Annotated in this window: 22 protein-coding genes; 13 read left to right on the forward strand and 9 right to left on the reverse strand. The window is 34.1% G+C overall.

Going from position 1 to position 22,674, the window contains the following annotated elements:
* Positions 1-35: 35 nt before the first annotated feature.
* The 4 genes from CSW08_RS17740 to CSW08_RS17755 are packed head-to-tail and all read left to right on the forward strand — an operon-like array spanning position 36 to position 2,909.
* The gene (locus CSW08_RS17740; protein WP_106661261.1) at positions 36-413 is read left to right on the forward strand and encodes a DoxX family membrane protein; all 378 of its coding nucleotides are present in this window, start codon (positions 36-38) and stop codon (positions 411-413) included.
* Positions 414-472: 59 nt separating this feature from the next.
* Positions 473-943 (forward strand): hypothetical protein, encoded by a 471-nt coding sequence (locus CSW08_RS17745; RefSeq protein ID WP_106661262.1) that lies wholly within the window; start codon positions 473-475, stop codon positions 941-943.
* 47 nt (positions 944-990) lie between these two features.
* Positions 991-1,491, forward strand: coding sequence for a hypothetical protein (locus CSW08_RS17750; protein ID WP_106661263.1), 501 nt, complete (start codon positions 991-993; stop codon positions 1,489-1,491).
* A gap of 2 nt (positions 1,492-1,493) precedes the next feature.
* A complete protein-coding gene (locus tag CSW08_RS17755; protein ID WP_106661264.1) occupies positions 1,494-2,909 on the forward strand; it encodes a T9SS type A sorting domain-containing protein in 1,416 nt (471 codons plus the stop codon).
* A 194-nt stretch (positions 2,910-3,103) separates the two neighbouring features.
* On the opposite strand, the gene CSW08_RS17760 is transcribed toward CSW08_RS17755, so the two are convergent.
* The 5 genes from CSW08_RS17760 to CSW08_RS17780 all read right to left on the reverse strand — a co-directional run bounded on the left by CSW08_RS17760 (position 3,104) and on the right by CSW08_RS17780 (position 7,055).
* On the reverse strand, positions 3,104-3,826 hold the full coding sequence (locus CSW08_RS17760) for an SDR family oxidoreductase (protein ID WP_203226925.1): 723 nt from the start codon (positions 3,824-3,826) through the stop codon (positions 3,104-3,106).
* Positions 3,827-3,901: 75 nt separating this feature from the next.
* Positions 3,902-4,423, reverse strand: coding sequence for a DUF4136 domain-containing protein (locus tag CSW08_RS17765; protein WP_106661265.1), 522 nt, complete (start codon positions 4,421-4,423; stop codon positions 3,902-3,904).
* Between the two features lie 91 nt (positions 4,424-4,514).
* Entirely contained in the window at positions 4,515-5,513 is a 999-nt protein-coding gene (gene obgE, locus CSW08_RS17770; protein WP_106661266.1) for a GTPase ObgE, read from the reverse strand.
* A 33-nt stretch (positions 5,514-5,546) separates the two neighbouring features.
* A complete protein-coding gene (locus tag CSW08_RS17775) occupies positions 5,547-5,909 on the reverse strand; it encodes a four helix bundle protein (RefSeq protein ID WP_106661267.1) in 363 nt (120 codons plus the stop codon).
* Positions 5,910-5,945: 36 nt separating this feature from the next.
* Complete coding sequence (locus CSW08_RS17780) at positions 5,946-7,055, reverse strand: adenylate kinase (protein ID WP_106661268.1); 1,110 nt, start codon at positions 7,053-7,055, stop codon at positions 5,946-5,948.
* Between the two features lie 126 nt (positions 7,056-7,181).
* Between CSW08_RS17780 and CSW08_RS17785 the strand changes: the two genes are divergently transcribed.
* The 5 genes from CSW08_RS17785 to CSW08_RS17805 all read left to right on the forward strand — a co-directional run bounded on the left by CSW08_RS17785 (position 7,182) and on the right by CSW08_RS17805 (position 12,017).
* Entirely contained in the window at positions 7,182-8,336 is a 1,155-nt protein-coding gene (locus tag CSW08_RS17785; RefSeq protein ID WP_106661269.1) for a 5-(carboxyamino)imidazole ribonucleotide synthase, read from the forward strand.
* Between the two features lie 81 nt (positions 8,337-8,417).
* A complete protein-coding gene (gene purE, locus CSW08_RS17790) occupies positions 8,418-8,900 on the forward strand; it encodes a 5-(carboxyamino)imidazole ribonucleotide mutase (protein ID WP_106661270.1) in 483 nt (160 codons plus the stop codon).
* 146 nt (positions 8,901-9,046) lie between these two features.
* Positions 9,047-11,095: a M3 family metallopeptidase gene (locus CSW08_RS17795; protein WP_106661271.1), complete on the forward strand. Its 2,049-nt coding sequence runs from the start codon at positions 9,047-9,049 to the stop codon at positions 11,093-11,095.
* Between the two features lie 104 nt (positions 11,096-11,199).
* On the forward strand, positions 11,200-11,751 hold the full coding sequence (locus tag CSW08_RS17800; RefSeq protein ID WP_106661272.1) for a sigma-70 family RNA polymerase sigma factor: 552 nt from the start codon (positions 11,200-11,202) through the stop codon (positions 11,749-11,751).
* A 2-nt stretch (positions 11,752-11,753) separates the two neighbouring features.
* Positions 11,754-12,017 carry a hypothetical protein gene (locus tag CSW08_RS17805; protein WP_238987310.1) on the forward strand — a complete coding sequence of 88 codons (264 nt, stop codon included), beginning with the start codon at positions 11,754-11,756 and terminating at the stop codon, positions 12,015-12,017.
* On the opposite strand, the gene CSW08_RS17810 is transcribed toward CSW08_RS17805, so the two are convergent.
* A complete protein-coding gene (locus CSW08_RS17810; RefSeq protein WP_238987311.1) occupies positions 12,005-12,838 on the reverse strand; it encodes a UbiA prenyltransferase family protein in 834 nt (277 codons plus the stop codon). The genes CSW08_RS17805 and CSW08_RS17810 overlap by 13 nt on opposite strands.
* Before the next feature lie 123 nt (positions 12,839-12,961).
* On the opposite strand from CSW08_RS17810, the gene gcvP reads away from it, so the two are divergent.
* Together gcvP and CSW08_RS17820 are read left to right on the forward strand one after the other, a co-directional pair.
* Positions 12,962-15,811, forward strand: a complete 2,850-nt coding sequence (gcvP, locus tag CSW08_RS17815; RefSeq protein WP_106661274.1) for an aminomethyl-transferring glycine dehydrogenase — start codon at positions 12,962-12,964, stop codon at positions 15,809-15,811.
* Positions 15,812-15,912: 101 nt separating this feature from the next.
* The gene (locus tag CSW08_RS17820) at positions 15,913-16,971 is read left to right on the forward strand and encodes a 3-oxoacyl-ACP synthase III family protein (RefSeq protein ID WP_106661275.1); all 1,059 of its coding nucleotides are present in this window, start codon (positions 15,913-15,915) and stop codon (positions 16,969-16,971) included.
* Here CSW08_RS17820 and CSW08_RS17825 read toward each other — a convergent pair.
* Positions 16,955-18,418 (reverse strand): lipopolysaccharide biosynthesis protein, encoded by a 1,464-nt coding sequence (locus tag CSW08_RS17825; RefSeq protein WP_106661276.1) that lies wholly within the window; start codon positions 18,416-18,418, stop codon positions 16,955-16,957. The two genes, CSW08_RS17820 and CSW08_RS17825, sit on opposite strands and share 17 nt — an antisense overlap.
* Before the next feature lie 195 nt (positions 18,419-18,613).
* Between CSW08_RS17825 and CSW08_RS17830 the strand changes: the two genes are divergently transcribed.
* Together CSW08_RS17830 and CSW08_RS17835 are read left to right on the forward strand one after the other, a co-directional pair.
* A complete protein-coding gene (locus tag CSW08_RS17830) occupies positions 18,614-19,141 on the forward strand; it encodes a methyltransferase domain-containing protein (protein WP_106661277.1) in 528 nt (175 codons plus the stop codon).
* A gap of 15 nt (positions 19,142-19,156) precedes the next feature.
* Entirely contained in the window at positions 19,157-20,005 is an 849-nt protein-coding gene (locus tag CSW08_RS17835) for a glycosyltransferase family 2 protein (protein ID WP_106661278.1), read from the forward strand.
* Positions 20,006-20,100: 95 nt separating this feature from the next.
* Here the strand turns inward: CSW08_RS17835 and CSW08_RS17840 are convergent, their stop codons facing one another.
* Together CSW08_RS17840 and pafA are read right to left on the reverse strand one after the other, a co-directional pair.
* Positions 20,101-20,910, reverse strand: coding sequence for a DNA/RNA non-specific endonuclease (locus CSW08_RS17840; RefSeq protein WP_106661279.1), 810 nt, complete (start codon positions 20,908-20,910; stop codon positions 20,101-20,103).
* 1 nt (position 20,911) lies between these two features.
* Entirely contained in the window at positions 20,912-22,582 is a 1,671-nt protein-coding gene (gene pafA / locus CSW08_RS17845) for an alkaline phosphatase PafA (protein ID WP_106661280.1), read from the reverse strand.
* Positions 22,583-22,674 lie beyond the last annotated feature (92 nt).

The raw sequence follows: 22,674 nt of genomic DNA on the forward strand, positions 1-22,674 counted from the left end.
CTATATTTCAACTTACAACTAATAAATATATCATTATGAATGCAAAAGTTTTTGTGGCAGTTAGAATTATTTTAGGCCTTTTTGTCCTTATTTTTGGACTTAATAAATTTTTAAATTTTTTACCAGCACCAGAAGGCATGTCTGAAGCAGCTGGTGCTTATTTTGGCGCTTTAATGTCGGCTAAAGTGATAACCTTAGTTGCCATTGTGGAAATTTTAGCTGGTATAGCTTTAATATTAAATAAATATGGAGCTTTAATGGCGCTTATTTTAATGAGCGTTTCTGTAAACATTATTCTTTTTCACGTCACTTTAAATCCTGAAGGCATAGCCCCTGGATTCGCTGTTTTTATTTTAAACCTTATGGCTTTATACAGTTATAAAAACAAGTATAAGGATTTACTTGCTGGATAAAATTTTCATAAAAGGGGCTTAAAAGCCTCTTTTTTTATGATTAACTTTACCTTGATGAAATGAGTTGGAAACATATGGAAAAAAACCCGGTAGATAATTGGATAAATAAAGATAAAAAACTCAATGATTTAATTATTGAGATTGAATCGACTGAAAAAACTCTGACTGAAAAAGCGGAGATTGCATTCGAAAAACTTTCCGAATTTTATAAAATTCCAAGAATGCCAACAGATATTGTGGAAGACGAATTTGAAGCTGATGATGAATTAGATGGATTGACTGATCAAAGGTCACTTTTTGAAGAACACACTTTAATAAAATATTTAGCAGACGAAAGTGAAGACCCTCGTGGAATGGTTTTATCTACTGCATTTCATTTGCTAAATGACTACAGAGTTGACCTATTTCAAGTAGCAGAAAAAGAATTCGGTAAAAGTATTCCCGAAAAATGTAAAATCGGAATAATAGTAGAAGGATACAACGGAAAAGTTGTTTTCCATCAAAAGAATCTAAAAGTTGGTTTGAGTTAGGTTGTAAAACAATGAAACAAATAAATTAAAATACGTTTGGCAAAACTGTGTATAAAAAATCACATCCATATCTTTTATTAATAGCACTATTAGCATTACAAATATCATGCGCTTCAAAAAAAACCATAGAGGTAAATGAAACCATTAATGAGGCAATACCTCCAAAACTTATTTTTTTAAATTATACCATTTCTAAAGATGCCAATGGTAACAAACATATTCAATTTATAAACAAAATAATTACCGATGGGAAACTAAAAAATAATACCGAGACATATCTTAAAACGAGTGCTGTGGGCGACTTAAAATGCACTCAATTAGATAAGGATTCCATAGAAATTAAAACGGTTATTATAGAAAACCCTTTATCGAAAATAATTGAATACGTTAATGATTCTCTTATCTTTGAAAGCAAAAAAATAGAGTTAAACCGTGCGCCGCTGTCATTAAGGTTAGCTTTACATGATAAAACAAAGTACATAATCATTAGCGACATTATAGATTCGTTACAAAATAGTCGCCCATTAATCACCACAAAGCTGGATTGAAAATGAAACATATTTTACCCATCGTTTTATTTTTTAGTTTACAATACATACATGCTCAAGTTTTTGATGTGGAAGCCATTAAAATTTCGGGAGACGATGACAAACGTATCAATCTAGTCATTTTAAGTGAAGGCTACCAAGCTAGTGAATTAGCACAATTTAAAACCGACGCTACAAACTTTGTGACCGAGATGTTCAACCAATCTCCTTTTAAAGAATATGCCAATTATTTTAACGTGTATATTATAAAAGTACCATCCAACGAAAGTGGTGCAGACCATCCAGGAACCGCAACAAATGTTACGGAACCAGCGTCCCCAATTCGTAATGTGGATACGTATTTCAATGCTACTTATGATTCCTTTGGAAATCACAGGCTACTTTACTATGAAATTGATGGTTATAGTTCCAATAACACCCAAGCAAAAATAATGAATGTGTTGGCCACGAATTTCCCAACATACGACCAAGCTTTAATTTTAGTCAATTCACTAGAATATGGTGGAAGCGGTGGTTTGTTCCCAATGGCTTATAAAGGTTCTTGGGGCAGTAGAGTTATAATCCACGAATTGGGACACTCTTTATTTAATTTAAAAGATGAATATTATCCCGGAGATATTTTAGCTGCCGAAGCCATAAATATGACTCAAGAAACCAATCCTAGCTCTGTTAGATGGAAAAATTGGATAAGCAGTAATGGTGTAGGTGTTTATCAATACACCTGTGTCACGGGCAATTGTGCCGATTGGTATAAACCGCACCAAAACTGTATCATGGAAAGCATCGACAAAACTTTTTGTTCGGTTTGCAAAGAAGGTATGATTGAAAAAATCCATTCCATGGTATCGCCAATTGATTCTTATACGCCGGTTTCCAACTCCATAAACAATCCAACTTTTCCCGCTGATTTTCAATTAGATTTAATACATCCCATTCCGAATACTTTAGAAAGCACTTGGACACTAAACACAGCTGAATTTGCCGTTAACGTTGATGCTATTACCATTTCAGAAACCAACTTAACTTCAGGAATAAACACGTTAACCGTTGCCGTCACCGATGCTACACCATTTTTAAAAGTTGATAATCATGATGCTTTTCATGTTTACACCGTTACTTGGAGCATTGATAATTCCGCACTAGGGATTGAAGATATAACTAGTGAAGTTAATAATTTCAATATTTCCATATACCCAAATCCATCCAATAGTCTTGTGACCATTGACATTGAAAACTCTTTAAACACGGATTTAAAAGTTGACTTTATTAGTTTGGAAGGGAAAAAAGTAAAAACGGTTACAATTTCTAATTACGAACCTCAGCAAATAGACATTAGTTATTTAAGCCAAGGGATTTATATAGTAAATTTCTACGCCAACAATGTTTTAATTGCCAGTAAAAAAGTGGTTAAAAACTAGTTGTATCTAATAAGTTATTTTTAAATTTTATCGTTATCGAATGTCAGTTAGAGTAAAATTCTTTTTCAGAATTTTGTATCGAGAACCGTCATAAGCTGTTATGCTTCTCGATCAAATTTGTTCCGCTGCTCCATAAATACTCTACATGACAATTTCTTAAAATTTCAAAAACAAGTTAATTAATATTCTAAAAACTAACTCGGAGGCATCGTGGGTCTAACTTCAATTTTACTTGGTAAGGTTCTTGGGTTCATTTTAATTAAATCAACTACCAACTCGCCAATATCTTCTTTTTGGATTTTCCAAGCGTCATTATCATCGGGTGTATGTCCGTTAAAGTGTGTCGCCACAGATCCTGGCATGATGGTACTGACTTTAATATCGTATTTACGCAAATCCAACATTACAGCTTGTGTAAATCCTGTAACGCCAAATTTACTGGCATTATAAGCAGACCCTTTGGCAAAGAAATTCGTGCCAGCTAAACTTGAAATACTTATAAAATACCCTTTAGAATTTTTTAAGGCTTCAACACTCGATTTTATTGAATAAAACACACCTGTTAAATTGGTATCAATCGTTTCTTGCCATTGCTCCAATGTCATATCTTCAAGGCTGACGAAATGTGCTAAACCTGCATTGGCAACAACAATATCGAGTTGATTAAAGTGTTTTAAAACCGTTTTAACGGCATGTTGATGACTTTCAAAATCCCTTACATCTGCAAGAATACCAATCGCCTTGGCTTCTGTTTTTGAATTGGAATTAAGTTCATTGGCGACTTGTTCGGCAGACGATGCACTTCTACTAGTAATGGCTACATGAACACCTTCTTTCATTAAAGATTCTGCGATTCCGTAACCGATGCCTTTAGTACCTCCCGTTATAAGAGCTACTTTATTTTGTATTGAATTCATTATTATTTTGCTTTTTGTAAAGCTACAAAATGAAAAATCAATAGTAGAATTTAATATGTTATGATAATTATAAAATTATGGCTTTGGTGGATATTGTGCCAATACTTTTTCGGTGACTGCCTGTAATTGTGCTTCCCGTTTTTCTGGTGTTGCATTTGGCGTAAAAACAGATTCACTGATGGCTTCCCAAAAAAGACCTTTACCTTTTTCATCAACAAAATCAATAATAATCTGACGATTCGCATTGGCTTGACCAATAGGCAACCCTATAGAAACACCACCACCCATGTTGCCGCCACCGCCGCCTAAACCAACGCCCACATTATTACGTTGTACCTCTTTATATTCATTGCTTTTTATATCAATCAAAAAATCGGGGTTTTCAGATATGCTAAACCCTTTTTCTTTCATTTTTAAATCAATCGCATCCAAAAGGCGCTTGGTGTCCAATTCACTCAAACCCGTTTCCATATCGCCATAATATTGATAGGTTTTGTATTTGGTAAAATCCGTGCCTCTTTCATAATCGTAATTCACACGAATGGGTGCACAGGACATCATAAATAATGTCATTCCAATTAATAAGTATCGTTTCATTTGGAGTAATTTTTTATTAAAGTTAATGAAAAATTATTCCGTAATAAAGCTTTTTGTGCTTTGGATGGAAGAAAGAAGTAAACGTTAAATATTAACCATTCAACATTTTCCATAAAACATCTTTAAGCTGTGTGATTCCCTGCTGCGCAACCGAAGAAATAAACAAAAATGGAATTGGCAACTCGTTATCCAACTCTTCTTTGAGTTCTGCTTTTAATTCGTCATCCAACATATCGCATTTTGAAATAGCAATCAAGCGATCTTTATCCAACATTTCTGGATTGTACCTACGAAGTTCATCGAGTAGAATATCATATTGTTTTTTAATGTCCTGGGCATCGGCTGGGATTAAAAACAATAAAATAGAGTTCCGTTCAATATGTCTTAAAAAATAATGCCCTAAGCCTTTGCCTTCCGCAGCACCTTCAATAATTCCGGGAATATCGGCCATAACAAAGGTTTGAAAATCACGATATTCCACAATTCCCAAATTAGGTTTCAATGTGGTGAATTCGTAATCCGCTATTTTTGGTTTTGCAGAAGTAATAACAGATAACAAGGTTGATTTACCAGCATTAGGAAAACCTACCAAACCAACATCTGCCAATACTTTTAATTCTAGAGTGATATGCTTTTCCTCATGTGGCATACCGGGTTGTGCATAACGTGGTGTTTGATTGGTCGATGTTCTAAAATTCCAGTTACCAAGTCCGCCTTTCCCGCCTTCCGCAATGATTTTTTCTTCACCATGCTCGGTGATTTCAAAAATAATATCATCGGTTTCGGTATCTCTGACTACTGTTCCTAAAGGCACGTCTACATAAAAATCCTCCCCATCGGCACCTGTACTTCTACTTTTGCCCCCATGTTCCCCATGACCTGCTCTAATATGTTTTTTGAATTTAAGATGTAATAAAGTCCAAAGATTTGAATTACCACGAAGAATCACATGACCACCACGACCACCATCACCACCATCGGGCCCTCCTTTTTCTATAAATTTTTCGCGGTGTAAATGCGCAGAACCTTTGCCTCCATTTCCTGAAGTAACAAACATTTTTACATAATCAACAAAATTTCCCTCTGTCATGAAATGAGTTTAATTGTTTAATCGTTTAATTGTTTAATCGTTTAGCTGCGATTTTTTGAGCGCATTAATCATATTAGAAACTTTCAAGATCCGCTCCCTTAAGAGTAAATACTCTGCTTCACTAATATAATTTAATCGATTTGGAATAATTACTTGACATAATAATTCCATAGTTGAACTAAATGCAATGGTTGAATAGTGAGCTTTATCTTTATTGGTTATTCTTGAAGTACCTTCTGCTATATTTGAAGAAATTGAAACGGATGATCTTCTCATTTGACTTATCATTCCGAATTTTTCTTCATTTGGAAATTTATTTGTGGCTTCATAGATTAATTCAACCAAATCAATTGATTCTTTCCAAATGTTCAGTTTTTCAAATGAATGTAAATACACAATTACACGATTAAACTTTTAAACAAATCACCCAAACTAAAGGTTATCTATAACTTTACTTAAACGAACCGTAATATCTTCAATACTGCCAACACCATCAACGCCAAAATATTTATTTTGAGCGGAATAGTAATCCTTTAAAATAGCCGTTTTATTATAATATTCTGTAATTCGGTTTCTTATAATAGTTTCATCGGCATCGTCGGGTCTTCCACTCGTTTTTCCTCGTTCTACCAAACGTTTCACTAAAATATCGTCTTCAACTTCTAAAGCAACCATGGCACTGATTGAGGAGTCTTTACTTTCCAATAATTTATCCAAAGCTTCTGCTTGTGCATTAGTACGCGGAAAACCATCAAAAATAAAACCGTTTGCAGAGGCATTTTTTTCTACTTCGGCTTCAAGCATATCAATAGTTACTTGGTCTGGAACCAACTCGCCTTTATTCATATAAGATTTGGCCAACATTCCCAAAGCAGTTTCATTTTTAATATTAAATCTAAAAACGTCGCCAGTAGAAATGTGTACTAAATTATATTTTGTTTTTAAAAATTCTGCTTGCGTTCCTTTTCCTGCTCCTGGAGGGCCAAATAATACTAAATTTGTCATGAATTGTGTTTCTTTTATTTGATATATTTCTGGTAAATTTCTTCCTAATCCGTCATAATCCAAACCATAGCCAACTATGAATTTATTTGGGATTTTCATTCCTATATAATGTATTTTAAAATCTTTTTTATAGGCTTCTGGCTTGTAAAAAAGTGTGGCGATTTTAAGTGATTTTACGTTTTCATTTTTAAAAATTCTATGTACTTCCGCCAATGTGTTTCCGGTATCAATAATGTCTTCTAAAACAACTACGGTACGTCCTGCTAAATTCTGAGTAAGACCTATCAAACGCTGAATATCTTCTGTAGATCTAACACCTTCATAAGATGCCAATTTTATGAAGGTAACTTCACAAGGTTTTGGATACTTTTTTACAAAATCGCTTACAAACATAAACGATCCATTCAATATCCCAACAAATACTGGAATGTCGTTTCCTGCATCTTTAGATATCCTATCAACCATATTACTTATGGAGTTTTGAATTTCTTCGGAAGAAATAAAAGGCTTAAACTGTTTGTTGTGAAGATTTATCACCTGTTTTGAATTTTAAAGAGGCAAAGATAATCAATAGATTAACGAATACCCATTTTTTGATTTATGATTTAGGATATTAAATGTATTTTTGCGTATCCTTTGGATAGTTTCAATTAAAAACAATGTATGAATTATTTTTCTTCAAATTTTAAACTTGGTATTCTTGGTGGCGGACAATTAGGAAAAATGCTGCTTTACGATACCAGAAAATTTGACATATATACCTGTATTTTAGAGGCTAACAATGATGCCCCTTGTAAAATGGCATGCAATGAATTTCATTTGGGTGATCTCATGAATTATGATGCCGTTTATAACTTCGGAAAACAAGTTGATGTACTTACCATTGAAATTGAAAACGTTAATGTAGATGCACTGGAAGATTTAGAAAAAAAAGGCGTAAAAGTATATCCAGCATCAAAAACATTGCGAACCATTCAAAATAAAGCAACACAAAAATTGTTTTATATTGACCATGATTTACCTACAGCGTCATTTTCGCGTTTTGCGTTTACTTCTGAAATTACAGAAGCCCTTGACCATGAAAGTTTATCTTTCCCTTTCGTATGGAAACGTGCTCAATTTGGATATGATGGCACAGGCGTGAAAATTGTAAGATCCATGACGGATTTAGAAAACTTACCAAATGTGGAATGTATTACTGAAACATTGGTGCCTTTTAAAAATGAATTGGCGGTTATCGTTGCTCGCAATGCTTCAGGCGAGACCAAAACATATCCTGTTGTAGAAATGGAATTTCATCCTGAAGCCAACCAAGTAGAATATGTTATTTGTCCTGCTCGGATTTCTGATGAGGTTTCAAAAAAAGCAACGGATATTGCCTTAAAAACATCACAAGCATTTAATCATGTTGGTTTATTGGCAGTGGAAATGTTCCAAACCCAAGACGACCAAATTTTAATAAACGAAGTTGCTCCTAGACCCCACAATTCGGGACATCATACCATAGAATCAAGTTATACTTCGCAATTTGAACAACATATACGTGCTATTTTAAATTTGCCTCTAGGAAGAACCGAGAGTAAAGTTGGTGGTGTTATGGTGAATTTAGTGGGTGCTGAAGGTTATTCTGGCGATGTTGTTTATGAGCATATTGAAGCCATTATGAAAATGGATGGTGTGACACCGCATATTTATGGTAAAAAACAAACCCGTCCGTTTAGAAAAATGGGACATGTAACTATTGTAAATAAAGATTTAAGAGAAGCAAGAAAAATTGCAGAACAAGTTAAAAATACTATTAAAGTTATAAGTGAATAAATCGCAAAAAACAAGAACCAAATTCCAATTATTTCAAATTAATGCGAAAGTTGGTATTTGGAATTTTAAATTTGGAATTTTATGAATAAAGTAGGAGTAATCATGGGAAGCAAAAGCGATTTGCCAGTGATGCAAGACGCAATTGATATTTTAAAAGATTTTAATATTGATGTAGAAGTTGATATTGTTTCGGCACACAGAACACCTGAAAAATTATTTGACTATGGCAAAAATGCCCACACAAGAGGTTTTTCGGTTATCATTGCTGGTGCAGGTGGCGCAGCCCATTTACCAGGTATGATTGCGTCGTTATCACCGCTTCCTGTAATTGGTGTACCCATAAAAAGTAGTAATTCTATTGATGGCTGGGATTCTGTACTTTCCATTCTTCAAATGCCAGGAGGTGTGCCAGTGGCGACTGTGGCTTTGAATGGTGCTAAAAATGCAGGTATTTTAGCCTCCCAAATTTTAGGAACTTCCAATCCAGACATTTTAAACAAAGTGATTGACTATAAAAACGCACTAAAAGAGGCTGTGAATACATCGGCTAAAGACTTAAAATAAAAAACCTCGAATAATTAAATTCGAGGTTACTATCAAGTAATTATTTGAGTTAGTCACTCTTTAAAAACTAATTTAGACTACAAAAATATAAAAAATTTATTATGCATACATAATAAATTTTATTTTTTAACACACTTTTTATCGAAATGGAAAATATATTATTAAAAAATTACCAAACTCTATATAATACAGCTCCTTTTTCAAAGATTAGCAATAATGACTTTCTTCCTGCCTTTAAAAAAGCTATTGAAAATGCTAAAGTTGAAATTGATGCGATTGTAAATACTCCTGAAGATCCAACTTTTAAAAACACTATAGAAGCTTTAGAGTTTTCGGGGGAGCAATTGGATAGGATTTCCAGTATTTTCTTTAATTTGAATTCCGCCGAAACAAACGATACCATCCAAAAAATAGCCCAAGACGTATCACCGCTTTTATCGGAATTCAGTAATGATATTACTTTAAATGAAGCCCTTTTTAAACGTGTAAAATCTGTTTACGATTCAAAAGACACATTACATTTAACAACCGAACAACAAACACTTCTTGATAAAAAGTATAAAAGTTTTTCAAGAAACGGTGCTAATTTACCTGACGACAAAAAAGAAAAATTACGAGAAATTGACAAAAAATTAAGTCAGTTAAAATTAAAATTCGGCGAAAATGTTTTAGCAGAAACCAATAAGTTCGACATGTTAATTACTGATGAAAAGGATTTATCAGGACTTCCAGAAGGCACGATTGAAGCCGCAAAGCAATTGGCAGAATCCAAAGAAAAAGATGGTTGGCTATTCACATTGGATTATCCAAGCTATATACCTTTTGTAACCTATGCCGATAATAGAAAGCTTCGTAAAAAAATAACGATTGCTGCTGGAAAAAAAGGATTTCATAATGACGATTTAGATAATCAAAACATTGTTTTACAAATTGCAACGCTAAGACACGAACGCGCCAATCTGTTAGGCTACAAAACTCATGCACATTTTGTATTGGAAGAACGTATGGCAAAGACGCCAGAAAAAGTTAAGGATTTTTTAAATGAATTACTTGTAAAAGCAAAACCGGCTGCTGAAAAAGAGTTTAAAAATCTACAAGATTTTGCCAAAGAATTAGATGGTATTGAACAATTTGAAAAATGGGACGGCACTTATTATTCTGAAAAATTAAAACAAAAATTATTCAGTCTTGATGATGAACAACTGAAACCTTTTTTCAAACTGGAAAACGTCATAAACGGCGCTTTCACTGTTGCCAATACATTGTTCGATCTGCATTTTGAAGAAATACAGACTATTGACAAATACCATGAAGATGTTCTGACTTATAAAGTTACAAACAGCAATGATGAGTTTATTGCCATTTTTTACGCTGATTTTTTCCCAAGGGCGGGAAAACGGAATGGCGCATGGATGACTTCTTATAAACATCAATATGTTAAGAACGGAAATGTTGAAAGACCACATATTTCCATAGTTTGCAACTTTACCAAGCCCATCCCTGCGAAGGCAGGGAAAAGTAAACCATCGCTTTTAACTTTTAATGAAGTGACTACGCTGTTCCATGAATTTGGTCACGCCTTACATGGCATGTTGGCCAACACCACCTACCCTAGTTTATCTGGCACCAGTGTGTATTGGGATTTTGTGGAATTACCTAGTCAGATTATGGAAAACTGGTGTTACGAAAAAGACGCTTTAGAGTTATTTGCCAAACATTATGAAACTGGCGAAGTGATCCCGATGGATTTGGTTGAAAAAATAAAAGAATCGGCTACCTTTTTACAAGGCATGCAAACCTTACGTCAAATAAGTTTTGGTTTATTGGATATGAGTTGGCACGGTGGCGAATCGCCCGAATCTATAAAATCTGTAAAGGAATTTGAAAATAAAGCGTTTGCTGGCACACAATTGTTTCCAGATGTTGCTGAAAATTGTATGAGCACCTCGTTTTCCCATATTTTTCAGGGTGGCTATTCGTCTGGCTATTACAGCTATAAATGGGCAGAAGTGTTAGATGCTGATGCTTTTGAATACTTCCAAGAATCAGGTATTTTCAATAAAGATGTAGCAACCAAATTTAAAGACCACGTGTTATCGCAAGGCGGCACAGAAGACCCGATGGTGCTTTACAAACGTTTTAGAGGACAAGAACCAAAACCCGAGGCCTTGTTGAAACGGGCAGGGTTGATTTAATTTAGATTGTTAGATAATTAGACTACTTAGATTGTTAGACTATTAGATGATAAAGAATATAAAATTTTTACCTTATTTTTGATTACCAAAAAAATCGCACTGCAATGCCAGAACATCAATTAAATCCAAATAAATGGATTGATTTATATTCCGATTACCTATTCAATTACACCATCACACGTGTAAGTGACAGGGATATGGCGCAAGATTTGGTGCAAGACACGTTTTTGGCTGGGTTAAAATCCATGAAGAATTTTAAGGGTGAAGCCAGCGAACGCACTTGGCTTATTTCCATTTTAAAAAGAAAAATAATAGACCACTACCGAAAAATAAATTCCAACAAAGGGAAAGCTGAAGTTAGAATCACCTATAATGATGATGAAAGCGAAGGCGATTGGCTTGAAGAACGTGTTGCAGACCCGTTTGATAAAACTGCCGAAGACCTCATGCAGAATAGCGAACTTGGCGATGCCATTTTTGATTGCCTAAGCAAATTACCCGAAAAACAAGCCGAAGTTTTTAGAATGAAAACCATTGAAGGCTATGAAACTGAGGATATTTGTAAAGAATTGAACATCAATCCGTCTAACCTTTGGGTTATAATTCACCGTGCTAGAACTGCTATGGCAAGTTGCTTAGAAAAAAATTGGTTTTAATTATGAGTAAAAAAATGAAAATTATGGTTCCTTGCAATGAAGCTCATCATGTTTGCGATAAATCCCAATATAAAGAAGCGTCTCTTTGGGAAAAATTAAAGCTCTACATTCATTTAATCTATTGTAAAACTTGTAGAAAATATTCAAAAAACAATAAAAAGCTGTCCACGACGATTCATAAAGCTAAAGTTGAATGTTTGGATAAAAAGTGCAAAGAAGCTATGAAACTAGAATTTGAAAAAGCCTTAAAAGATCAGTTAAAATAATTCAAAAACAATAGCATTATCAACCATAAGATTGGCAATCCTTCTACAAAAAAAGAGCTATAGTATATCCCCTGATTCTTTTTAGAAACAATTACAAATAGCATCGTTATTAAAGCAATCGCAAATAAAACAATGAGGTAATTTAATGTGACGTTATTTTTAAAAAATTCTAAAAAACAAAAACATATTAAAAGTAATGCACCGATAATTTTAGTCCACCGCACGCCTATTTTCTGCGGAATGGTGGCCAATTTTAAACTATCATATTGCAAATCCCTTATTTCAAATGGCAACATTAAAACGATGACAAAAAGAAACCGCTGAATACTGGTTATTACAACATCCCCATCTATAGAACGATCATTGTTTATTAATGGTAGAAAAACGGTCACGCCACTCCAAACGAAAGCAATAAAGTACACTTTTAAGCCACTTATACGCCTTAGGTTATACTGATTTTCTATAAAAAATCGTGTTGGCAAAAAAGGCATAGTGTAAAAGAACGTTACAAGTCCGAACCCAACAATACAAAGCAAGCTAGCCGTATTTAATTTAAGTATATAATAACACAACATTAAAAAACTAAAAAACGAAAACACTTGAATGGCTTTTAACCAGGTTGCCAACCTTATGTGAAATTTGGATATCCCAAAATACTTTACAAAATTATAGCCCGTTATAGATGAAAAAAAAACAAAATAAAGAACATCTGTATCATAAGGAATATCGTATTCCAATAGTGTAATCCATGTGAGTGAAAAAACAGATAATGCCACATGGATACTACTATTTATGTAAAAATCAAAAAGCTTTTTTAACATGGTCATCTTACAAAAATAAGTAAAGTGTTAATAACGTATTCAAATGGTTAAAAACTTTCATTTTAAGCACTGAAATAGGCATCATTAATTGCGTAATTTTGCCCCTTAATTCTATCAATTTATATGAATACAAACGCTTTTGCCCTGCGTCATATTGGTCCGAATGAAAATGACCAAATCCAAATGTTGAAAACCATTGGAGTAGACTCTTTAGACCAACTCATTAATGAAACCGTTCCAAGTGATATACGATTAAAAAAAGCGTTGCATTTAGATGCTCCCATGACCGAGCACGACTATTTGCTTCATATCCATGAATTATCTAAAAAAAATAAAGCTTACAAAACCTATATTGGTTTAGGCTATCACCCAACCATTCTGCCTGCCGTTATACAAAGAAATATATTAGAAAATCCAGGTTGGTACACAGCCTATACGCCTTATCAAGCTGAAATTGCACAAGGAAGATTGGAAGCGTTGCTTAATTTCCAAACCATGATTACGGATTTAACAGGTATGGAAATCGCCAATGCATCGTTGCTTGATGAAAGTACCGCTGCTGCCGAAGCCATGAGCTTGCTATTTGCTGTTCGTGAACGTGATCAAAAAAAAGCTGGAGTAAATAAATTTTTTGTTTCAGAAAATATATTGCCACAAACGCTTTCGTTACTTGAAACCAGAGCCATTCCTATTGGTATAAAACTGATTGTTGGTAACGAAGCTACTTTTGATTTTTCTTCGGAATTTTTTGGGGCTATCTTACAATATCCTGGCAAAGACGGACAAGTTACGGATATTAAAACCTTTATAAGCAAAGCTCAAAATGCTCAAATTAAAGTCGCAGTAGCTGCCGATATTTTAAGTTTAATTAAACTGGAAGCTCCCGGAAAATTTGGAGCGGATGTTGTATTAGGTACCACCCAACGTTTCGGAATCCCTATGGGTTATGGCGGGCCTCACGCAGCTTATTTCGCAACTAAAGACGCTTATAAACGTGATTTACCTGGACGTATCATTGGCGTTACAAAAGATATTGATGGCAACAGAGCTTTGCGTATGGCACTGCAAACTAGAGAGCAACATATTAAACGTGACAAAGCCACGTCGAATATTTGTACAGCGCAAGTGTTGTTGGCGGTTATGGCAAGTATGTATGCGGTTTATCATGGTCCGAAAGGCTTGAAATTTATTGCGGACAAAATTCACAACAAAGCGACCACTTTGGCAAAAGCTTTGGAAAAATTAGGTTACAATCAAATTAACACGTCTTATTTTGATACGCTTCAAATAAAAACCAATGCTAAAAAAATAAAGAAAATCGCTAAAGAAAAAAAGGTGAATCTTTATTACCCAGATAGTGAAACCGTTACTATTTCCATAAATGAAACGACGGCCATAAGAGATATTAATTATCTAATTTCAATATTTGCTGAAGCTGCAAAAAAAGAAACAATTATAATTTCATCCATTACCGAAGCCAATAATATTGCTGAAGCCTTACAACGTCAATCCGATTTTTTAACGCTAGATGTATTTAATACCTATCATTCTGAAACAGAATTGATGCGTTATATAAAGTTATTAGAACGTAAAGATTTATCACTGAACCATTCCATGATTTCATTAGGGTCTTGCACTATGAAATTAAATGCTGCTTCAGAAATGTTGCCATTAAGTTGGTTTAAATGGACCAATATTCACCCATTTGCGCCATCAAAACAAGCGCAAGGGTATTTAACGGTTTTAAAAGAATTGGAAGACCAACTAACCGAAATTACTGGTTTTGCTGCTACATCATTACAACCAAATTCTGGTGCACAAGGTGAGTTTGCAGGATTGATGGTCATAAAAGCCTATCACGAATCTAGAGGGGATCATCATAGAAATATTTGTTTGATTCCGTCATCTGCCCATGGTACAAATCCGGCAAGTGCCGTAATGGCTGGCATGCGGGTTGTGGTTACAAAATCAACTCCAGAAGGCAATATAGATGTTGACGACTTACGCGAAAAAGCAGAACTTCATAAAGATAATCTATCATGTTTAATGGTTACTTACCCATCTACACATGGAGTTTACGAGTCTGCGATAAAAGATATCACCAAAATTATTCATGATCATGGTGGCCAAGTGTATATGGATGGTGCCAATATGAATGCGCAAGTCGGATTAACAAATCCTGGAAATATTGGTGCGGACGTGTGCCACTTAAACCTACATAAAACCTTTGCCATTCCCCATGGTGGTGGTGGCCCAGGTGTTGGCCCTATATGTGTAGCCAAACAATTGGCCCCTTTTTTACCGGGTAATCCTATTAAAAAAGTAGGCGGAGTAAAAGCAATAACGGCCATTTCAGCAGCACCTTTTGGATCTGCTTTAGTGTGTTTAATCTCTTATGGGTATATAAAAATGCTTGGTGCCGAAGGCTTAACACAAGCGACTAAAATTGCGATATTAAACGCTAATTACATCAAACGCCGACTGGAAGGTTATTTCGATACTTTATACTCTGGTGAAAACGGACGAGCTGCCCATGAAATGATAGTAGATTGCAGAGCTTTTAAGGTGAGCGGCATTGAAGTGACTGATATTGCAAAACGTTTGATGGATTATGGATTTCATGCGCCAACCGTATCGTTTCCTGTCGCTGGCACATTAATGATTGAACCTACCGAAAGCGAAAGTAAGGCTGAAATGGACAGATTTTGTGATGCCATGATTTCCATTCGAAAAGAAATTGATAATGCTTCTAAAGACGATGACAATAATGTGCTTAAAAATGCGCCACATACTTTAGAGATGCTAACAGCCAATGAGTGGTATTTTCCATATTCCCGAAATACAGCAGCTTATCCTCTAGACTATGTAAAAAACAATAAATTTTGGCCTAGTGTAAGACGTGTAGATGATGCCTATGGAGACCGAAACCTAATTTGTACCTGTGCCCCAATCGAAGTCTATATGGAAGCTTAAAATCGACTTTGAACATCGTAAAATAAAACAAGATTGAATTTACTTTTAATCAAAACAAACTATCTTGCAACAATAAAATTATTTTAGGCAAATTCTCTTTTATGAATATCAAAATTACCGGAACTGGAAGCTATATTCCAGACATTGTCGAGAAAAACGAGAACTTCCAAAACCATGAATTCTTAAATAGTGATGGTTCAACAATAAATCATTCAAACACCATTATTATTGAAAAATTCAAGGCCATTACAGGTATACGGGAACGACGTTATGCTAAACCCCATTTGAATTCATCGGACATGGCTTTTTTTGCTGCTGAACGTGCCATTGTAGATTCTAAGATAAATCCGGAAGAATTGGATTATATTATTGTGGCTCATAATTATGGTGATGTGAGGCATGATTCCCACCAAAGTGACACCGTACCAAGTATGGCTTCCAGAGTAAAACATTTATTGGGAATTAAAAATCCTAAATGTGTTGGATATGATATTTTATTTGGTTGTCCGGGATGGGTAGAAGCCGTTATTCAAGCAAGTGCTTTTATTAAAGCAGGCATGGCTAAAAAATGTTTGGTCATCGGGTCTGAAACATTATCTAGAATTCTTGATAAACATGATAGGGATTCCATGATTTATAGCGATGGTGCTGGTGCCGTTGTTGTAGAATCCACGAATTTGGAAGGCGGTATTCTTGCTCATGAAACTGTTACATATGCATTTGATGAAGCTCACTATATTTATTTTGGCGAAACCAATAATCAAGAATCAAAAAGCAAAAGGCGTTACATAAAAATGTATGGTAGAAAAATTTACGAATTCGCCATTACAAATGTTCCTGCTGCTATGAAATCCTGTTTGGATTCAAGTGGTGTAGATATTAAAAACCTTAAAAAAATACTGATTCATCAAGCCAATGAAAAAATGGACGAGGCTATCGTTCAACGTTTTTTCAAGTTATATAATATGGATATGCCTAAAGGCATTATGCCCATGACCATAACAGAACTGGGCAATTCCAGTGTCGCAACCATCCCAACTTTATTCGATAGAATTCTAAAAGGCGAACTCGAAAATCAATCTATAAGTAAAGGAGACATCATTATGTTTGCAAGCGTGGGTGCCGGCATGAATATTAATGCGATTATTTATCAGGTTTAATTAGTTTATCAACCCAATAATTTAAGCTGTAAACCCACTCCATTTTATAAGTCACCAAAATAATGACACATGTATTTAAGCCTACTTTTAACAGTAGGTTTAAAACTGTACTTGAGTTTTCGGGCAGTAAATAACATATCAAAAACACCACACTCACCATTCCAATAAGTTTTAAATAGTTTTTGTCGAAAGGTAGAATTCCAAATTTCTTATGAATAAAAATCAATTTGGAACAGTTAAAACTTATCATAGCAATTAAAGACGCATAGGCTACACCTATAATTCCCAGATTGGTTTGTGTTAAAAAGAATAGATTTAAACATATGTTTAATACAGATAACACAAGTATCGCAATAATGTTAAACCTATAATATTTTGAATAAGAAATAATTTCAGAATTAAAACCTGTGGACATGTTAAAAAGCACATTGAAACCAAGGAGCATAATTATGGGAATGGAATCTACCAAATTATCATACGTAGGCAACATTCTAAAAAACGACTCAATTCCCAAAATAACAGCGGTGTATAAAATGGCACCAATAAAAAATAACAATTTAGCCGTTTCTATATATTTTTTTCCTAATTCAACAATACCGTCATTCTTTAAATAAGCCGAGATTTTAGGGGCATAAATGGCAAACATACCAGTCGCTGGTATGGCTAATGATGTTGCCAACGCCACTCCGATATTAAACGTTCCGTTGGCTTCAAAAGATAAAAACTCTGGAATCATAAAAGCATCTATTCTAAAAGCGAAAAGCGCACCAAAACTCCCTAAAAAACTATAAAAACTGTATTTATAATATTCCATTTTGGGCACTTCATTAAAAAGCGATTTAAAATTATAACCGCTATGTAATCTATAATGCCTCAATACATATAGGACCATTAGCAGAAGTAAAATAAAATAAGAACCGATAAATGCAACCAACGCACTTATTTTATCTAAATGTTCAGCTATTAAAAGCAAGAATATGATGGGTAGGCTGACTTTCGGAATTATTTTTTCATACAAAGTAGGTATTTCCAATTTCTCAATATTGGTGGCCTGCCTTTTAAATAATTCAACAAAAGCTAAGGAAAATGCTAGAGGAAACGCATAAAATACATATTTGTAATTATCCCAATCAATAAATGTCTTTCCAAATAAAAGAACTACCAAAATCACCAAACTTAAGCCCAAAACAGTAACAATACCATACTTAAAAAGTCGATTTTTATTATGCTTCGTGAGTGACGGATAAAAATGAATAAGTGCCTGTGCACCACCAAAAACCATTATAGGAAAAAGCATTTGCGCCATGCTATCAACATAACGAACCATGCCAAGAAACTCCTTGTCATAAGGATAAATAAATACCGTAGAAATAACGCCTATGACTACACCAACATAATTAATTATGGTGAACCAAAAGACTTGTTTATGTGTTTTATTTCTTTTCAAAAGTTGGTTTTGAATAACTTGTAATAATCAAACACGTCATTTATTTTTAATACTTTCAAAAGTAAAGGTTTCTAATAAAACTATACACTTTTTATAATTACTTTGAATACTTTATAATATAAAACATTTTAAATATGAAATTGATTTACCTGCTCAATTTCTGCTTATTTAATATCTTTGAAATAAATATAACGAATGTACCAGAACAGTTATCCAGATAAACGCTATAAACATACCATTAACTTCTTAAAAAAATACATTTCCAATACTGAAACTATTTTAGATTTAGGTGTTGAAAATCCGTTTACAAAAGTGATGCAAGAACATGGTTATAAAGTAAGTAATACTTTGGGTGAGGATTTGGATATTGATACGTCTGCCATAAAATATTCTGAGGCCCAAGTGGTTACCGCTTTTGAGATTTTCGAACATTTATTATCACCCTTTACAGTTTTAAAATCTATTCCAACAGATAAACTTGTTGCAAGCGTGCCCCTTAAATTATGGTTTTCACCTGCATATAGAAGTAAAACCGATATGCTTGATAGGCATTATCATGAATTTGAAGATTGGCAATTTGATTGGCTATTGGAAAAAACCGGGTGGAAAATCATCGCTACTGAAAAATGGACGAACCCAACTAAAAAATTGGGTTTAAGACCGATTTTAAGGTTTTTTACGCCTAGATATTACATTGTTTATGCAGAAAAAATCAAACACTAAAATACATTTCATTTTTTGAATTTTTATATCATCATACCAGCGCATAACGAAGAAAGTTCGATTGGTTTAACCCTCGATTCTTTAGTGAAACAAACATTAAAACCAAAACGTATTGTGGTGGTAAATGATAATTCTACGGATGGCACTCGAGATATTGTAGAAGCCTATCGTACTAGATATTCTTGGATTGAGTTAATCAATTCTAAATCCACAAACGAACATTTACCGGGTTCAAAAATCATCAATGCATTTTATAAAGGATATGCGGTTTTAGACAGTAATTATGATGTGATTTGTAAGTTTGATGCCGATTTAATCTTCCCGAATAACTATCTAGAGCAACTTTCCATACATTTTAGGAAAAATGACAAACTAGGTATGGTCGCTGGATTTTGCTATATAGAAAAAAATGGGCATTGGATTTTAGAAAACTTAACCCGAAAAGACCATATAAGAGGGGCCTTAAAAGCTTATAGAAAAGAATGTTTTCTGCAAATTGGGAAATTAAAACCATCCATGGGTTGGGATACGGTGGACGAACTGCTTGCCAAATATTATGGCTGGGAACTTTTAACCGATGACTCTTTAAAGGTAAAACACTTAAAACCTACTGGAATAAGCTATAACAAAGCATCAAAATATTTGCAAGGCGAAGCCATGTACAAAATGCGGTATGGCTTTACGATTACTTTAATTTCAGCCATAAAACTAGCGTATAAAAAAAGAAGGTTTGATTTATTTAAGGATTATATGGCGGGTTATTTTGAAGCGAAAAAAAATAATACAGACTTTTTAGTTACGGAAGAAGAAGGCAAATTCATTAGAAATTTACGTTGGAAAGGGATGTTGAATAAAATGAAGTAATTCATTTATTTGAAATCCTGAAACAAGTTTAGGATGACAAACAACCAAGAACCATCAACTAACAACTAACAACTAACAACTAACAACTAACAAACCTAATTAAAACTCCAATCTTTATAATTACTAGACGCTTCCAGTCTATTTTCGAAAATATCTTCCAATTCTGGGAAAAAATCAATGCCTGTTAATGCTTCAATAGAATCAACAGGCACCACAAACTCATACAATGGTTTATTGGATGCTTCATGTGGCACTAAAAAACCAATCATTTTGGTGTCTCCGGTATTATTATCAATCAACACTTTATAAAACTGATTGGGAACAGCAACATTTTCATAACCAATCGTTTTCATTTGTCCTTTTAAAACACCGCCCGTAACCACAAAAACGCCATCATATTTGCTAGCCCAATAGCGTACTTTTTGCTCCAACCGATTCCAAATTCCAGAATTGAAATCATGTTGTTGTGGACTAATATTACTGGTTAAAAAGGTTTCATCGTGCGCAAACTCACTGTAATTCCTATCGCCTGCAGGACAAAGATGTCCGCGGTCATAACCAGAATTTTTATAATTTCTCCAATCGGCTGCACCCGTTTTTACAGCCTCATCAATTTCAAAATAAGGGCGTTTAAAATGACTGTTGGAAAGATGTGCTTTCTTTAATTCGTATGCCACCCATTCGGCTTGCTCGTACGGTTCACTATACGACAACGAGTACCCTTGGTGATGAATTACTTGTCCCGTTGTACTTGTTGGAAGAAAATATTCGTTAGTATCATCTTTAGGTTTTTTGCCTGAATCAACCAATATGGTTTTCTCTTCACCTTTTAAAAAATGCTCGTAGCCATATATGCTTAAAACAAGGGCAATAGCAATTAAAGAATATATCGTTTTTTTGTTCAAACTATTCTAAAACAAATTCTAAGGGTTTACCTATGGAAGCATTTGGGAAACTTATTCCTAAAAGTGCCGACATGGTTGGAGCAATATCGGTTATCTCCGTTTTTTGAAGTGTCTCACCGTGTTTAATACCTTTACCAAAAAACAAAAGTGGTACGTGGGTGTCGTAATTTAATCCGGTTCCATGGTCTGTACCAGTTTTATTCCAAGAGGCACTATTAAGAACAAAAGGATCAAATACATATAAAATATCGCCCGATCGCTTTTGATTATGCCCGTTACTTAACAACAATTCTATATCTCCCGAAGTATTTTCAAAATGATTAATTGCTGATGTAACATACACTTTATCAATCAATTCATAGCTTAACAATTTTAGAGCAATTTCTTTTTTTATTGTTTGTAAATCTAATTTGTGTTCTTCCAATTGTTGATAATCAAGAAACAACTGATTATTTATTCTGCTAAGGATAACATTAGAAAGACCATATTTACCATTTAAAAATGCATTCAATTCCTTTTGCATAACACTCTCATTAAAAAACCCAGAAGGCACTTTAACAGATTTCATATAATTTATAGCATTTGGAGCTGCATGATCAGCCGTTACAAATAGGGTGTAATTTCCTTTTCCAACCTTATTATCCAAGGCATTTAATAAACGTTCTAAATCTTTATCTAAACGTAAATAGGTATCTTCAATTTCTTTGGAATCTGGTCCAAAATTATGTCCTACTTTATCAGTACTGGAATAACTAACTGTTAAAACATCTGTAATATCATCCGCACCCAATTCTTCTCCATTAATGGCTGCAATGGCAAAATCGGACGTTAAACTATTACCATAAGGCGATTCGGCAATGATATTAAACCCGCCATTATCATCTTTCAAACCAGCCAAATCGTAAGGGAACGTCGCTGTTTCCTTCCCTTTAAAACCACCTTCAAAAGTGTTTAAATCGCTGCCGCTTTCGGTATAAGTATTAATGTCATATAAGGTATTCCATTCTTTAAAATAAGATTCCGTGATATTTGAATCGTTAAAATCTTTAACCCATTTAGGCATTTCATTCATATAAAAAGAACTCGAAATCCAATTACCATTTCCATCATTTTCATAATTAAACCAGTAAGCAGCATTCGCTGTGTGTCCCGCTGGCAAAACAGAACCTCTATCTTTTAAAGCAATCCCTATAGTTTTTCCACGCATTTGGGTAAATAATCTATTCTCGTCAGCAAACGTTGTTGTTAATAACCTGTGTGGAGATACTTTGCCTTCTGCGTCATTGGAACCAACAGACGTAACCGAATCATCTTCTACACAATACACTTTTTGTTTCAACTTTTTATCGTACCAATCATTACCAATGATCCCATGATATTTAGGGGTAGTTCCTGTAAAAACAGAGGCATGTCCTGGTCCCGTTTTTGTTGGCACGTAATTAAAATGGTTGTTTTTACAGTTAAATCCTTCGTTTATAATACGCTTAAAACCACCCTCTCCATATTTATTATAAAAACGCGTTAAATAATCATATCGCATTTGATCTACAACTATGCCAACGACCAATTTCGGATTTGAGGTATTTGTTTCCACTACTTTAGAAACATTATTTTGAGCTTTGCAAGACAGGCTCACAACAAAAACGACTATCAGGTATAAAATGTTTTTCATATCTACTTATTATTCGATTGTCAAAAATACAGTTTTAAAAATATCTTAATTTAAAATTAAGGTTAAATACCTCTAACTTTTTTTTACTTTAG

The organism is Confluentibacter flavum (assembly GCF_002843175.1).
GTDB lineage: Bacteria > Bacteroidota > Bacteroidia > Flavobacteriales > Flavobacteriaceae > Confluentibacter > Confluentibacter flavum.

Bases quoted from the DNA above. Each gene is read 5' to 3' on its own strand.
- CSW08_RS17740 (WP_106661261.1), top strand. From the start codon at position 36: ATGAATGCAAAAGTTTTTGTGGCAGTTAGAATTATTTTAGGCCTTTTT.
- CSW08_RS17745 (WP_106661262.1), top strand. From the start codon at position 473: ATGAGTTGGAAACATATGGAAAAAAACCCGGTAGATAATTGGATAAAT.
- CSW08_RS17765 (WP_106661265.1), bottom strand. From the start codon at position 4,423: ATGAAACGATACTTATTAATTGGAATGACATTATTTATGATGTCCTGT.
- CSW08_RS17755 (WP_106661264.1), top strand. From the start codon at position 1,494: ATGAAACATATTTTACCCATCGTTTTATTTTTTAGTTTACAATACATA.
- CSW08_RS17805 (WP_238987310.1), top strand. From the start codon at position 11,754: ATGAGTAAAAAAATGAAAATTATGGTTCCTTGCAATGAAGCTCATCAT.
- obgE (WP_106661266.1), bottom strand. From the start codon at position 5,513: ATGACAGAGGGAAATTTTGTTGATTATGTAAAAATGTTTGTTACTTCA.
- CSW08_RS17820 (WP_106661275.1), top strand. From the start codon at position 15,913: ATGAATATCAAAATTACCGGAACTGGAAGCTATATTCCAGACATTGTC.
- pafA (WP_106661280.1), bottom strand. From the start codon at position 22,582: ATGAAAAACATTTTATACCTGATAGTCGTTTTTGTTGTGAGCCTGTCT.
- purE (WP_106661270.1), top strand. From the start codon at position 8,418: ATGAATAAAGTAGGAGTAATCATGGGAAGCAAAAGCGATTTGCCAGTG.
- gcvP (WP_106661274.1), top strand. From the start codon at position 12,962: ATGAATACAAACGCTTTTGCCCTGCGTCATATTGGTCCGAATGAAAAT.
- CSW08_RS17795 (WP_106661271.1), top strand. From the start codon at position 9,047: ATGGAAAATATATTATTAAAAAATTACCAAACTCTATATAATACAGCT.
- CSW08_RS17785 (WP_106661269.1), top strand. From the start codon at position 7,182: ATGAATTATTTTTCTTCAAATTTTAAACTTGGTATTCTTGGTGGCGGA.
- CSW08_RS17800 (WP_106661272.1), top strand. From the start codon at position 11,200: ATGCCAGAACATCAATTAAATCCAAATAAATGGATTGATTTATATTCC.
- CSW08_RS17760 (WP_203226925.1), bottom strand. From the start codon at position 3,826: ATGAATTCAATACAAAATAAAGTAGCTCTTATAACGGGAGGTACTAAA.
- CSW08_RS17810 (WP_238987311.1), bottom strand. From the start codon at position 12,838: ATGTTAAAAAAGCTTTTTGATTTTTACATAAATAGTAGTATCCATGTG.
- CSW08_RS17830 (WP_106661277.1), top strand. From the start codon at position 18,614: ATGTACCAGAACAGTTATCCAGATAAACGCTATAAACATACCATTAAC.